Source organism: Acinetobacter sp. GW821-FHT09D10 (assembly GCF_059416285.1).
This window is the reverse complement of the sequence record NZ_JBWKOW010000009.1, coordinates 13,843-28,811: the sequence shown is the minus strand read 5'-3', so window position 1 is coordinate 28,811 and position 14,969 is coordinate 13,843. Positions and strand designations below refer to the sequence as shown.

At 41.2% G+C, this 14,969-nt stretch carries 12 protein-coding genes; 9 read left to right on the top strand and 3 right to left on the bottom strand.

Going from position 1 to position 14,969, the window contains the following annotated elements; translation table 11 throughout:
• Nucleotides 1-17 precede the first annotated feature (17 nt).
• Nucleotides 18-899, bottom strand: coding sequence for a LysR family transcriptional regulator (locus tag AC07M3_RS16815; RefSeq protein ID WP_016142532.1), 882 nt, complete (start codon nt 897-899; stop codon nt 18-20).
• 166 nt (nt 900-1,065) lie between these two features.
• Here AC07M3_RS16815 and AC07M3_RS16810 point away from each other — a divergent pair, with 166 nt between their 5' ends.
• From AC07M3_RS16810 to AC07M3_RS16780, 7 genes are all read left to right on the top strand, one after another.
• Nucleotides 1,066-2,583: a CoA-acylating methylmalonate-semialdehyde dehydrogenase gene (locus tag AC07M3_RS16810; RefSeq protein WP_209735222.1), complete on the top strand. Its 1,518-nt coding sequence runs from the start codon at nt 1,066-1,068 to the stop codon at nt 2,581-2,583.
• A gap of 11 nt (nt 2,584-2,594) precedes the next feature.
• A complete protein-coding gene (gene mmsB / locus AC07M3_RS16805; RefSeq protein WP_494567851.1) occupies nt 2,595-3,485 on the top strand; it encodes a 3-hydroxyisobutyrate dehydrogenase in 891 nt (296 codons plus the stop codon).
• 77 nt (nt 3,486-3,562) lie between these two features.
• Nucleotides 3,563-5,212, top strand: coding sequence for an AMP-binding protein (locus AC07M3_RS16800; RefSeq protein ID WP_494567852.1), 1,650 nt, complete (start codon nt 3,563-3,565; stop codon nt 5,210-5,212).
• Between the two features lie 11 nt (nt 5,213-5,223).
• Complete coding sequence (locus AC07M3_RS16795; protein WP_494567853.1) at nt 5,224-6,351, top strand: acyl-CoA dehydrogenase family protein; 1,128 nt, start codon at nt 5,224-5,226, stop codon at nt 6,349-6,351.
• 21 nt (nt 6,352-6,372) lie between these two features.
• Nucleotides 6,373-7,146 (top strand): enoyl-CoA hydratase, encoded by a 774-nt coding sequence (locus tag AC07M3_RS16790; protein ID WP_494567854.1) that lies wholly within the window; start codon nt 6,373-6,375, stop codon nt 7,144-7,146.
• Nucleotides 7,147-7,158: 12 nt separating this feature from the next.
• Nucleotides 7,159-8,184: an enoyl-CoA hydratase/isomerase family protein gene (locus tag AC07M3_RS16785; protein WP_494567855.1), complete on the top strand. Its 1,026-nt coding sequence runs from the start codon at nt 7,159-7,161 to the stop codon at nt 8,182-8,184.
• A gap of 120 nt (nt 8,185-8,304) precedes the next feature.
• The gene (locus tag AC07M3_RS16780) at nt 8,305-9,666 is read left to right on the top strand and encodes an MFS transporter (RefSeq protein ID WP_494567856.1); all 1,362 of its coding nucleotides are present in this window, start codon (nt 8,305-8,307) and stop codon (nt 9,664-9,666) included.
• Between the two features lie 140 nt (nt 9,667-9,806).
• Here the strand turns inward: AC07M3_RS16780 and abaI are convergent, their stop codons facing one another.
• Both abaI and AC07M3_RS16770 read right to left on the bottom strand, forming a co-directional pair.
• Entirely contained in the window at nt 9,807-10,373 is a 567-nt protein-coding gene (gene abaI / locus AC07M3_RS16775) for an acyl-homoserine-lactone synthase AbaI (protein WP_307013203.1), read from the bottom strand.
• Nucleotides 10,374-10,436: 63 nt separating this feature from the next.
• Nucleotides 10,437-10,853, bottom strand: coding sequence for a DUF4902 domain-containing protein (locus tag AC07M3_RS16770; protein ID WP_494567857.1), 417 nt, complete (start codon nt 10,851-10,853; stop codon nt 10,437-10,439).
• Between the two features lie 635 nt (nt 10,854-11,488).
• Here AC07M3_RS16770 and abaR point away from each other — a divergent pair.
• Together abaR and AC07M3_RS16760 are read left to right on the top strand one after the other, a co-directional pair.
• A complete protein-coding gene (gene abaR, locus AC07M3_RS16765) occupies nt 11,489-12,205 on the top strand; it encodes a LuxR family transcriptional regulator AbaR (protein WP_494567858.1) in 717 nt (238 codons plus the stop codon).
• Nucleotides 12,206-13,068: 863 nt separating this feature from the next.
• Nucleotides 13,069-14,958 carry a fatty acyl-AMP ligase gene (locus AC07M3_RS16760; protein WP_494567859.1) on the top strand — a complete coding sequence of 630 codons (1,890 nt, stop codon included), beginning with the start codon at nt 13,069-13,071 and terminating at the stop codon, nt 14,956-14,958.
• Nucleotides 14,959-14,969: the final 11 nt, after the last annotated feature.

Sequence of the window (14,969 nt, the reverse complement as noted above, 5' to 3'; positions counted from 1 at the left end):
TTTTTTATTTAGACTATTTAATCAACCAATAAATGTTGATATTTATCGGCTTGCTTACGTAGATAATCCCAAACCAACTTAATGCGCGGTTCATGTTGTAAATCAACAAAGGTCAACATCCAGAACGTATGGGTAAAGCGAACTTGCTGCTCTAACACCTCTTCAAGTTCCGGTTTATCATCTGCCAAAAACTTGGGCAAAATTGCAAGGCCTGCACCAGCACTTACTGCAATTTGTTGAGCCAAAATACTGCTGCTGCGGAAGTTGGCATTAAGCTTTAAGGGCAATCGTTCTAAACAGTACAGCTCGGGGCTATAGACTAGATCATCAATATAATTCACGAAGCGATGCTGAGTTAAATCTTCTAAACCGCGAATAGGTGGGTTCTGAGCCAGATAGTTTTGGCTACCATAAATTTTTAAACAATAGTCAGACAAGCGCGTAATGATATATGGCCCAGAAGTTGGGCGGTCAATTGACACCACAATGTCGGCCTCACGGTGTGAGAGCTTAATCATTTTCGGCACTGGAATCAGGTCGATGGTAAGCAGTGGATACTGGATGGAGAACTCAGCCAGTAAGCGGGCTAAAAATGCAGTACCAAAGCCTTCAGGTGTGCCAATTCGCACACGGCCTTGTAAAGGTTGATGTGGTTTTTCAATTTGTAAGAAAGCTTGTTCCATTTGCTCAACTCGAGGAACAAGTGCCATCCCTTCGAGTGTCAGTTCATATCCAGTCGCTTCACGCTTAAAGAGCGTTGTACCCAAAGCAAGTTCTAGTGCCTGAATCCGTCTTGCAACCGTACTATGTTCTACCCCAATAATACGCGCGGCATTGGTTAGGGTTTTAGTGCGAGCTAAAACCAGAAAAAAATGTAGATGATCCCAATCCACTTTCATTTTTATTGTAATCCCTGTGCATATTTGCACATCAATCGTGCATGAATTTCCGTTGGTGGTCAAAGATTTCTTTGTTAGTCTCAATTGAAACTGAAATAAAGAAAATACGATCAAAAAGTATTTTCTAATAATTGAACACAATAAAAATATGGCCTACGGAGAGGTTATGAACACAATCCAAAAAATCGAATTGGAAACCGCTAAGTTACTCATTAACGGAAATTTTATCGAATCTAAAACACAGGAATGGCAAGACATTGTTAACCCTGCAACTCAGGAAGTGATTGGTCGTGTACCATTTGCAACGGTTCAAGAAGTCGATGCTGCTATTCAGGCTGCACAAGATGCTTTCGCTTCTTGGCGCCAAACCCCAATTCAAGCACGTATGCGCATCATGCTTAAACTGCAAGATTTGATTCGTGCCAACATGAAGGAAATTGCGCAAGTACTGACGGCTGAACAAGGCAAAACCTTGGCAGATGCTGAAGGCGATATTCAACGTGGTTTAGAAGTGGTGGAACATGCTTGTTCAATCGGTACTCTACAAATGGGTGAATATGTCGAGGGTGTGGCACGTGGTGTAGACACTTATACCTTGCAGCAACCTTTGGGTGTGTGTGCCGGCATTACGCCGTTTAACTTTCCAGCGATGATTCCACTGTGGATGTTCCCAATGGCAATCGTTTGTGGCAACACCTTCGTTTTAAAACCATCAGAACAAGACCCGTTATCAACCATGATGCTCGTTGAACTTGCGATTCAAGCAGGTATTCCAGCAGGTGTGTTGAACGTTGTGCATGGTGGTAAAGAAGTTGTTGATCGTCTATGTACGCATAAAGACATTAAAGCCATTTCATTTGTTGGCTCAACTGCGGTTGGAACGCATGTTTATAACCTTGCAGGTCAACATGGCAAACGCGTGCAGTCGATGATGGGTGCAAAAAACCATGTGGCTGTCATGCCTGACGCCAATAAAGAACAAACCTTAAATGCCTTGGTGGGCGCAGCATTTGGTGCTGCTGGGCAACGCTGTATGGCATTGTCGGTTGCAGTCATGGTGGGTGAAAGCAAACAGTGGATTCAAGAATTAGTTGAAAAAGCGAAAACCTTAAAAGTGAATGCAGGGCATGAGCCTAATACCGATATTGGCCCTGTCATTTCAAAACGTGCCAAAGCGCGTGTGCTTGATTTAATTAATAGTGGAGTTGAGCAAGGTGCAGAGTTGCTGCTCGATGGTCGCGATGTTCAAGTTCAAGGCTATGAATCAGGCAACTTTGTAGGCGCGACGATTTTTAGTGGCGTAAATACCGACATGCGTATTTATAAAGAAGAAGTCTTTGGACCTGTACTTTCAATTATTTGCGTAGACACACTTGAGGAAGCGATTGCTTTAATCAATGCTAACCCATTTGGTAACGGTGTGGGCTTATTTACGCAAAGCGGTGCGATTGCACGTACTTTCCAAAACTTGATTGATATTGGTCAAGTGGGTATCAACATTCCAATTCCTGTACCAGTGCCTTTCTTTAGTTTTACGGGTTCACGAGGCTCAAAACTTGGTGATTTGGGACCATATGGCAAACAGGCTGTACAGTTCTATACTCAAACCAAAACCATTACTAGTCGCTGGTTTGAAGACAGCCATGAGGTTGGTGCAGTAAACACAACCATTAGTTTACGTTAAGGGGGTCACGGATGAATATCGCCTTTATCGGTCTAGGAAATATGGGCGGCAGAATGGCCCATAACCTACTTAAAGCCGGAATCAAAGTTTATGGTTATGACCTCAGTGAAGTTGCTATTCAGCACTTCGCCGAGGCGGGTGGCGTGGTATGTGACAGCCCACAGGCAGCCGCGAAACAAGCAGACGTGGTCATTACCATGTTACCTGCTGCAAAGCATGTTAAAGAAGTTTACTTAGGTGAAAATGGTGTCTTGGAAGTGCTAAAAGCAGGTAGCTTATGCATTGATAGCAGTACCATCGACCCGCAAACCATTAAAGATATTGCTGCTGTTGCACATAGCAAAAATATTAAAATCTGTGATGCACCAGTCTCGGGTGGGACCATTGGTGCTCAAGCGGGGACCCTAACCTTTATGGTGGGTGCCGATGAGCAAACCTTTAATGAAGTGAAACCTGTGCTCAGCCACATGGGCAAAAATATTGTTCAGTGTGGTGAGGTCGGTGCAGGGCAAATTGCTAAAATCTGCAATAACCTCATCTTGGGTATTTCAATGGCTGCCGTTGCCGAAGGTATGGCACTTGGTGTGAAGCTGGGCATTGACCCGCAAGCATTGGCAGGTGTCATTAATAGCTCAAGCGGTCGTTGCTGGAGTTCGGATGTGTGCAACCCATGGCCACATATTAATGAAAATGCACCAGCGTCTAGAGGCTATCAAGATGGTTTCGCCACACAGCTGATGCTGAAAGATTTAGGTCTTGCTGTCGAGGCCGCAGGCCAAGTTAAACAGCCAATTTTATTAGGTGGCATGGTACAGCAGCTCTATCAGCAAATGTGCATGCGTGGTAATGCCAATCTCGATTTTTCGAGCATTATTCAGCAATACCTGCCACAAGAGGCATAACGGCAAAGCCAAAGGATGGCTTTAACTCAATTAAACCCTGTCGTGAATAACAACAAATCCGGACTGAGGGAAAAGATATGATGGATTATCAAAATGCTGCACAGACTTTCGATTTGGAAAGTACTGCAAAAAAAATGTTATCAGGTTCACTTGATGCCTTAAATGCTTGTTATGAATGCTGTGATCGACACGCAGATGGCAACAAAATTGCGCTGTATTGGCAAGGAAAAGACGGCCGCAAAGAGCAATACACCTTCCGTGAACTAAAAGAATGGTCGAGTCAGTTTGCTAACTTTTTAAAATCACAAGGTGTGAAAGCAGGCGACCGTATTTCAGGTCTATTACCAAGAACACCTGAACTGATCGTGACTATTTTTGCAGCTTGGCGAATTGGTGCAGTTTATCAACCACTATTTACTGCGTTTGGCCCAAAGGCGATTGAGCACCGTATTCAGCTTGCACAAAGCAAGTTGGTGGTGACCGATATAGGTAATCGCAGTAAGCTTGATGAAATTGAGAATTGCCCTCCAATTGTGACGGTTACCGATGTACAAGGTACTCCGCTCAAAGCAGATGATTTTAACTTTTGGAATGAAGTGAATCAGCAGTCTGATCAATGTGATCTGGTCATGCGTAACATTCAAGATCCATTTTTATTGATGTTTACTTCAGGGACTACAGGGCCAGCCAAACCATTGGAAGTACCATTAAAAGCACTCATTGCTTTTGGGCGATATATGCAAGACGCCATTGGTTTAACCGAAGAAGATTCGTTTTGGAATATTGCCGATCCGGGTTGGGCTTATGGTCTGTACTACGCGATTACTGGGCCGTTATTTTTGGGCCATGCCACTTTGTTCTATGAAGGTGGTTTTAGCACAGATAGCCTATGTCAAATTGTGAAAGATTATAAAATTAACAATTTGGCAGGTGCACCGACGGCCTACCGTATGATGATGGCAGCTGATCCAGCACAAATGGCGCCGTTAAAAGGACTATTCCGTGTCGTTAGCAGTGCAGGTGAGCCGCTTAACCCAGAAGTGATTCGCTGGTTTAAACAAGTGCTTGATGCTCCGATTTATGATCATTACGGACAAACCGAAGTGGGTATGGTGGTGTGTAATCATCATGGTTTAAAACATGAAATTCATGCCGGTTCAGCAGGTTTCCCAAGTCCGGGTTACCGTGTTGCGATTGTCAATGAGCAAGGTGAAGAACTTCCGCCAGACACACCGGGAATTTTAGCTGTAGATATTAGCCAGTCTCCAATGATGTGGTTCGGTGGGTATAAAGAAAGCCGAAAATCACCTTTTGTGGGTCATTACTACTTAACTGGAGACACTGCCGAGTTACATGCTGATGGCAGCATGAGCTTTGTAGGGCGTAGTGATGATGTGATCACGACATCGGGTTATCGCATTGGACCTTTTGATGTGGAAAGTGCCTTACTCGAACATGATGCTGTCATTGAAGCAGCAGTGATTGGTGTGCCTGACCCAGAGCGTACCGAAGTCGTTAAAGCATTCGTGATTTTAGCTGCGGACGCTCAACCATCAGATGTACTTGCTGAACAACTCAGCCAATTTGTTAAAAGACGACTTTCTGCACATGCGTACCCACGTTTAGTTGAATTTGTGAGTGAATTACCTAAAACTCCAAGTGGCAAAATTCAGCGCTTTTTATTGCGTAATCAAGAAATTGCTAAACAACAAGCTAAAGCAGGGTAAAGGAAATAACAATGCAATTTACCGAAGAACAATTACTCATTCGTGATATGGCGAAAAGTTTCGCCCAAGAACAAATCAAGCCCAATGCCAGTGATTGGGATCGAGATGGGACATTCCCAAAGGAAACCTTGGCTCAAATGGGGCAACTTGGTTTTATGGGCATGCTTGTTTCAGAACAATGGGGCGGTTCAGACACGGGCAATTTAGCCTATGTATTGGCACTCGAAGAAGTCGCAGCAGCAGATGGCGCAACTTCGACCATTATGAGTGTACATAACTCGGTTGGCTGTGTGCCTATTTTGAAATTTGGTACCGACGAGCAAAAAGAGCATTTTTTGAAACCTTTGGCACAAGGTGAAATGATCGGTGCTTTTGCGTTAACTGAACCGCATACAGGCTCAGATGCGGCAGCCCTTAAAACTCGTGCGGTGAAAGATGGCGATGATTACATTTTAAATGGTGCTAAGCAATTTATTACCTCGGGTGATAATGCAGGCGTGATTATTGTATTTGCAGTAACCGACCCAAGTGCAGGCAAAAAGGGCATTAGTGCATTTTTAGTTCCACGCGAGACGCCGGGTTACGAAGTGATTCGTGTTGAAGAAAAACTCGGTCTGCATGCTTCAGATACGTGTCAGATTGCTCTGACAGATGTACGCATTCACAAGAGTCTCATGCTAGGCAAAGAAGGCGAAGGTTTAAAAATTGCACTTGCCAATTTAGAAGGTGGTCGTATCGGCATTGCCGCGCAGGCAGTAGGTCTGGCACGTGCAGCGCTCGAAGAAGCAACTCGCTATGCCAAAGAACGTATTACTTTTGGAAAACCGATTTTTGAGCACCAAGCCATCGCGTTTCGTCTTGCCAGTATGGCAACCGAAATTGAAGCTGCCAGACAACTTGTTCACTACGCTGCACGTTTAAAAGAAGCAGGCCAACCGTGTCTAAATGAAGCCTCAATGGCCAAGCTATTTGCTTCGGAAATGACGGAACGTGTGTGTTCGAGCGCCTTACAGGTGTTTGGTGGCTATGGCTATCTCAAAGACTTCCCGATTGAGCGTATCTATCGTGATGCCCGTATTTGTCAAATTTACGAAGGTACGAGTGATATTCAACGTTTAGTGATCGCACGTAGTCTATAAAACCAGCACAAGGAATAAATCATGCAGTGGCAAAGTATTTTATTAGAAAAGCGTAATGGGGTTGGACTGATTACATTAAATCGCCCTCAAGCGCTCAATGCCTTAAATAGTGAATTAATTAGTGAGATTAATCAGGCATTAGATCAGCTCGAAAAAGATCGTGAAATTGGCTGCATGGTATTAGCAGGCTCAGAAAAAGCTTTTGCCGCTGGTGCAGACATTAAAGAAATGGCTGATTTGGTATTTCCAGATATTTATTTTGATGACTTTTTCCATCTTGCAGACCGTATTGCGCAGCGTCGTAAACCTTTAATTGCAGCAGTCAGCGGCTATGCGTTGGGTGGTGGCTGTGAATTAGCGCTTATGTGTGACTTTATCTATTGTGCTGACAATGCCAAGTTTGGCTTACCCGAAGTTACTTTAGGTGTAATTCCGGGTATTGGTGGTACACAGCGTTTAACTCATGCCATTGGTAAAGCCAAAGCAATGGAAATGTGTTTTACCGCGCGACAAATGGGCGCGGTAGAGGCAGAACAAAGTGGTTTAGTCGCACGTGTGTTTAACAAAGAAGAATTACTTGAACAAACCTTGCAAGCAGCTGAAAAAATTGCGGCACGCTCTTTAACAGCAAACATGATGCTTAAAGAAACCATTAACCGAGCTTTTGAAGTAAACCTCACTGAAGGCTTGCGTTTTGAAAGACGTATGTTCCATTCAATATTTGCGACATCTGACCAAAAAGAAGGAATGCAGGCTTTCGTTGAAAAACGCCAGCCAAATTTTAAAAATCAATAAGAGATCAATAAAATGAATACAGAAAATCACTTAATGATTGAGCAACAAGGTAAGTTGGGCATAATTACCTTAGACCGTGTGACTCATCTCAATGCATTGTCGTTAGATATGATTGAAGGCATTGGTGCCCAATTGGAACTGTGGCGAAATGATGTTGCTGTTCAGGCAGTATTAATTAAGTCAAATAGTCCAAAGGCTTTCTGTGCAGGTGGCGATATCCGCTATCTCTACGACAGTTATAAAAATGGCACGGCTGACTATAAAGGCTATTTCAGTGCCGAATATAAAATGCTGAATACACTGCGTGAATATGAAAAGCCAGTCATCGTTGTGCTTGATGGCTATGTGTTAGGTGGTGGTTTTGGTTTAGCTCAGGCTTGCCATATTGTCGTGAGCAGTGAAAAATCCAGATTTGCCATGCCTGAAACAGCGATTGGTTTTTTCCCAGATGTTGGGGCAACACACTTCCTGTCTCGCCTTGATGATATCGGCGTTTATATGGCAATTACGGGTGAGCAGATCAGCAGTAGCGATGCACTCTATCTCGATTTAATTGACTACCATGTGCCAAGCGAGCAGTTACAAGCGTTGCAAGAAGCACTTGTTGATACGTCAAGTTTAAGTAAAGAAGGAATTGAGCAAATCATTACCCGATTTATTACTCGTCCTGCCGAAAGTGAGTTAAAGCAACTAGCCGAAGGCATCCGTAAACATTTCGGTTTTCAGCATTTAGATGAAATTGAACAAAGTCTTGAAAATGAACAAGATGAAAGCTTAAAAACTTGGACTAGCAAGATGCTCAGCATTTTGCAGCAACGTTCATTTATTGCCAAACAAACGAGTTTGAAGCTGCAACATTTAGGCCGTGGGCTTTCTTTGCCTCAATGTATGCAACTTGAGCGTGATTTACAGGATATCTGGTTTGAGCATGGTGACTTTATTGAAGGTGTTCGTGCGCTCATTGTTGATAAAGACAAACAACCGCAGTGGCAAAAACGTAATCCGGAGCTTGAACAGATTTTAGAAAAATTGAGCTAAATCGCATTACAAAAACATAAAAAGCTTAAGGAGATAAAGCGAGACCTGAAAATGCTTATGGTCAGGGCTGGTCATAAGCATAAAAAAGATAAAACAAGAAAATCTAAAAAGGATATTACGATGCAAACAGTACAAGGAAACGGTTCACATTCTAAAAAGTCGTCCCATCGATTAGCAGGCATCTCTAGCATGGTCGGCACCACCATTGAGTGGTATGACTTCTTTATTTATGGCGCTGCAGCAGCTCTCATCTTCAATAAATTATTTTTCCCAAATCTGGATGCACTTACAGGTGTACTTGCTGCATTTGCAACCTATGCCGTTGGCTTTATTGGACGACCATTAGGTGGTTTGGTCTTTGGTCATTTTGGTGACAAGATTGGCCGTAAGTCGATGTTGTTGCTAACGTTAATGTTAATGGGGATTCCGACAGTTCTCATTGGCTTATTACCGACTTATGAATCAATTGGCTACTGGGCTGCAATCGGTTTGGTGATCTTGAGATTTATTCAAGGTATGGCAATGGGCGGTGAATGGGGTGGTGCAGTGCTTATGGCCGTTGAACATGCACCTGAAGGCGGTAAGGGTTTTTGGGGAAGTTTGCCTCAAGCCAGTACGGGCGGTGGCTTAATGCTAGCCTCAATCGCACTAGGACTGGTGTCGTTATTACCTGAAGAAGCACTGTTTAGCTGGGGTTGGCGTTTACCATTTCTTGCCAGCATTATTTTACTGGCAGTAGGCTGGTACATTCGAGTGAAAGTACCAGAGTCACCAGATTTTGAAAAAGTAAAACAGCAGTCCGAAGAAGTTAAAGTTCCAGCCTTACAAGTTTTTAAAAATCATCCGAAGCAGCTCATCACGATTATTTTGGCGCGTGCTGCCGAGAATGCATGGTTCTATATTGCTTCAACCTTTACGTTGGCTTACACCACTGCTCAACTTGGGATTCCACGTCAGGACATTTTATTTGCCACCATTTGCGGTGCTGTGGTCATTCTATTTATGACGCCGTTATGTGGACATTTGTCAGATAAAGTCGGCCAACGCAATATGTTTATGTTTGGGTTATGCGTATTGGCACTTTATTGCTATCCATTTTTTACCATGCTCAACACAAAAGATCCGGTATTGGTCTGGACGGCAATTGTTTTAGCGATTGGCGTGGTCTTTCCAATTATGTACGCACCACAAGCTCAGCTTTTTGCCCGTCAATTTCCGGCAGAAATCCGTTATAGCGGAATCTCAATTTCGGTACAGCTAGCTGGAGTGCTCGGTGGTGGTTTAGCACCGCTAATTGCGACGAAACTTTTAAGTATCGGGCAGGGTAATCCTTACTTAATTATGATTTATATTGGATCTATGGCTATCGTTGCGATTATATCGACTTCATTTATGCCACGTGATTGGCAGACTAAAACTGATGAGGCTTATCATAAGAAATCAGAATTAAATTTGAAAACCAAAATTACTGAGCAGTCTTAATATTAAGTTTGAATCTTCAAATAAAGAAAAGCCCTAATCTTTTGACTAGGGCTTTTGAAATTTAATGAGTGAAACGAGATTCCGGCTTAAGACCTTAATCCTTGTAATGTTACCAATTTTTTAGACTTTGATTTAACCAACTACACTTCAATCAAGCATGCAAACATGGCATATCCGTCGATAACCATTGGTGGGCCTGCACGATGGGCGCGAAAACCCGCGGCACGTAATAACCGCTCTACCCCAAGAGGTGAGGTCGTAATGAGTTGTTTTGCGCCTTGTTCTCTTGCAAAGTTGATCGCTTCTTGCAAAATTGCAATAGAGACTGGGGATGACACTGCTTGATTAGCAGAGGTCGGCGGATTCGAGAAATCTACGGCTGAAAATCTTGATAATTCCCAAACCTCTGGTGAGCAAGGAATAGGCATTCCATTCATTAATTGAGGAAATATTTCACCAAGTAAATAGGGTTGAGTCGTGGGTAGTAGTCTGGCACAGCCAATAATATTGGATTCTCTATCTTGAGCAACGACATAAGCTGTATCGACCTTATCAAATTGGTCTAGTTCTTCATTATTTGGACAGTTTAATTCCCAACCCAAATGTTCAACAAATACCCTGTAGCGGTAACTTTTAAATTTGGTATATAGGCCTTCTGAAAAATTGTTTTGGAATCCAACAATAACATTCATTACAAGTGCTTCCACTTATTTTTCAGGCGACTTTACTTGACAGCTGGAAAGGTGGTAACTGTAAGAATTAACAGGTTTCTAAGAGAAATTTGGACTTAATTTAGTCTTTGTTTGCATTGTATTGATTTGAGCGTAAATGAACTGTTCCCAAAACAAAGTATCTATTTTTTTTTCGATTAATGTTTCAGTAATATCAAATCCAATATCTGTACCAGATACATCAACAATCATGATATTGCTTCGAGGTAGTCCAGTCCGTTTTAAGGTAGCGATGCCATTTTGCTCAACAAACTCCCAGTCCCATCCGGTACTTAAAGCTGGGGTCAGGGATGTTGCCCATTCAGTAAACCCATAATATAGAATTTGAGAATCTTCAATTTGTGTTGATTCAACAGTAGATATGAGGTGTTGGAGGGGGTAATTCATAAGCTGGTTTTCATTCATCCGAATAAAACCATCAGTTGAGATTGAGAAATCAGGGGGGATTGTGACCATGCTACCTGTTCAAGTGACTTGAATTACAGTTCTATAGATAAATAACATAAATTATTGCCAACAAAATACTGTTATGTTTTACAGGTCAGTCATAATCTGGTGGTACACAACGTTAAGCTGTTCTTTAGAAAGTATTTCAGGCAGTGAGTTTTACCTGTGCAGAAATTGAGCATTTTGTAGCTTCAATATGAGAGTTGCTCGTTTCAAGATTATCAATAGGGTGAATTTATCATGTGCATTGTAGATAATGTCTATCCTCATTATTAAAACAATATTTTTGAGATCATTATAATTATTCTACGCTTCACCAGATAATAAATAGAAAACTTATATGGAGTGTATTGTTCGTGGAAGTTATTATTTAGTTAAATTAATAGAAATATGCAAATAAGGATAAATAATAGACTTCTTGTGAAAGTAAAAAATACTCATTTTTGGAATAAAATGCGTTCTTTATATTTGAGACTTTCAAGCATAATTCACAGATGCAATATAACAACTTTAAAAAGCTTTCTGAAACTAGTTTGTCCGAAGAATTTACCACCCCCTCAGGCTCAAAAATGTTGTTAATTGGATTATGAATTCACTATATGCAACTAAAAAAATGATTTATGAATAAGGTCTAATGAGAGTAAATGGAAAATTGGCAAGAGGACTTACTATCAGCATCTCTGATGGTGAAAAATGAATATCAGCTATTTGAGGTCGTCAAATCTACAGCTTTAAAGCTCGGATTTGATTATTGTGCTTATGGCATGCAGGCACCATTATCTATTGCTGAACCAAAAACGATTATGTTGAATAATTATCCAGAAGCATGGCAGAAGCGTTATGTTAAACAGCAATATGTGGTGGTAGATCCAACCGTACAGCATTGTATGTTGTCACTTCAACCTCTTGTCTGGTCGAGCCAATCTGCGAACACACAAGCTCAAAAAGATTTTTGGGAGGAGGCGCGTTCTTATGGTTTAAATGTTGGTTGGGCACAGTCAAGCCGTGACTTTATTGGTACAAGGGGGATGTTAACACTAGCAAGATCCGCTGACCAATTATCAGAAAAAGAGCAGAAAGCTCAATATACAAATATGTATTGGTTGTCTCAGACAGTGCATTCCAGCATTGCTAAAATTGTGAATGATGCGGAATTTGCTCAGTTTAATCTTTATTTAACGAACCGGGAAAAAGAGGTTCTACGTTGGACTGCGGAAGGAAAAACGTCAGCAGAGATTGCCCAGATTCTCGGGGTAACTGAAAGAACAGTAAATTTTCATCTCTGTAACTCAATGCAGAAGCTAAATGTGAATAATAAAATTTCAGCAGCTATTCGGGCTGTGATGTTGGGGATTTTATAAAGGTGGATATATAAAAGATAGAGAATTTTAATATTGGATTTTAAGAAAATAAACTATTATTAGATATGTGCTTAAAATAAAATTAATTATTTGAAAGGTATTTTTAATTTAATAAAATTTTAATTAAAATGAATTTTTTTAGAAAAACTTATTTACTGTGGGGTCTGTGTTTTTTAAATTTTAACTAATAAAGTTTTTTTAATTTTTCTATTATTTTAATATTAAATATTTTCTTGATTAATATCCTTGCTAAAAAATAAATATTCGTATTTTTTGTATTATCTATGGATGAAGTATATCGATTCTAAGTTTATATATTAGTCACGGTGCTGTACATGATTTCGAGTTATTCAAATACAATTTAAAGCAGATTCCTTTATGAGCTTTATTGTTGTAAATAAAGGCTATTAGAAGATTTTGCTTGAATCTTTTATTGCCTTAAAAAGAGAAAGCACACAGTAAATTAGATCTTAAATACAAGATCTACAATCAAGAGATCAACAAAATAAAAATACGGACTGGGTGTAAGTTGGTAGGCTAAAAACCTTTAGAAACATTGTTAAATATTATTGGAATAGATGCAAAAAATTGAATTTGAGTTTTAATTTAATTTCCAAATTTCACAAAATTGACTGAATAAAAATAATTTATGAAAGAGATCTAGTGTCTTAATTTTCAATAAATACAGGCCAACCTGTAAACCCTTACAGGTGTAATAAAAAACACCCGCACATAAAATATAATGTGAATTTATATTTTAAACAAAAAAAGTATGTTCATTTTTTATTAAAAGCCCCAGCTAGACATGTAATTTTTGAATTAGCGAGTTTTAAGGGTGAATTATAAATAATTGGAGTTAAGTTATGGCTGTAATGGGTACGGATAATATCATTGCAACTTTGGAATCCCACGCAAATTTAAATGGAGGCAAGATTGCTTTTGAATATTTGGGACGCCAATCTGGTGGTATTCAATCTCTGACGTATGCAGATCTGAACGAGCGGGTTCAATATCAAGCTCAAATATTAATGAATCTTGTAGACAGTGGCGATCGTGCCGTATTGCTGTTCGAGCCTGGACTGGACTTTATCGTATCGTTCTTTGCTTGTCTGAAAGCTAAAATTATCGCAGTACCTGTCAGCTTGCCTTTTAATCGCAACGGTTTTTCTAATATTTTGAATATTATGAATGACTGTGAGCCAAAGATCGTACTCACAACCAAAAAGATTCTTGAGCTATCAGGTCTGATCACATTAAAAGCCCAAAATGAAAGTTTAATATTGCATGCTGTTGATGCCGAATTGCAGCGTGATTTGGTGGAAAAGGATTTTCCACATATTGCTGAAGACGATATCTGCTTCCTTCAATACACTTCAGGGTCAACTGGTTGGCCTAAAGGGGTAATCGTCACCCATAAAAATATCATGGCAAATGAAGTCATGATTGCTGAAGCTTTTGGTACACAAGCCGATGATATCGGTCTTACATGGCTACCTGTCTATCACGATATGGGATTGATCGGCTCGGTTTTACAGACCGTGTATGTAGGTCTGACTTGCTATGTGATGTCACCGCTGGATTTTATTCGTAAACCTCTTAAATGGCTGCAATTCATCAGCGAAAAAGGGGTCACGATTAGTGGTGGGCCAAACTTTGCCTATGAATTGTGCCTACACCGCATCTCGGATGATGAAGCTGCATCGCTTGATCTGAGCCGTGTGCGTGTGCTGTTTAACGGTGCCGAGCCGATCAAGGCCAACGTCATGCAGCGTTTCATGGAGAAGTTCAATACTCAGTCGAAATTGAGACTAGATACTTTCTTGCCGTGCTATGGCTTGGCAGAAGTTACGCTCTTAGTCAGTGGTGTAACTGGTCCTCTCAATGCTATTTCAATCGATCGTGAAAAGTTGAATGCCAACTTGGTACAGACTAGTCAAGATCAGACAGCTGTGCAAGTGGTGAGCTGTGGCAAGATCTCCACACACATTGATTGCCGTATCGTCAATCCGCATACCCACCAAGAGGTAGGGGCGGATGAAGTCGGTGAAATCTGGTTAGCAGGTGAGAGTGTTACTGCGGGTTACTGGCAGAAGCCTGAGGTCAATCAGGAAACCTTTGCTGCAACCATCCTCGATAAAGCAGGTAAGCCTAGTCAAGAGCATTACTTGAGAACGGGTGATATGGGCTTTATCAAAAACGGAGACCTGTATGTAACTGGTCGCCTTAAGGATGTGATCATCATCCGTGGCAAAAACTATTACCCGCAAGATATCGAGTGCTCCGTCGAAGTAGCGCATCCTGCTGTCCGTAAGGGTTGTGTCGCAGCAGTGAATTTCGGTAATTCTGACGGTGTTACGGTTGTACTGGAGATCAAGAAGAAGTCGATAGACAAGACCCTTAATTTTGAAACCATCAGAACTCAGGTTAAAGAGCAAGTGGCGGCTGATATTGGCTTGCCTGTAGAAGGTGTCTATTTACTGCATCAAGGTCGGATCAACAAGACCACCAGCGGCAAAATTAGAAGAAGAAAAATTAAAGAGCAGATCGAGCGCGGTCAACTGATCTGTTTAACCCATCCAAACCGTAGAACGGTGATGGCCCGAAACTATGTCAAGAACGGCTTAGAAGTCATCCGTGATCGTGAGCAGCGGGGGCAACTGATTCGTTATAGCTCCAATCTACTCAATTCAATGATCAAAGAACGAGAAGTGCGCGCGCTCATTTTTAATCGACTGAAAAGTGCTTTGTTTTAATCCTTACCCTT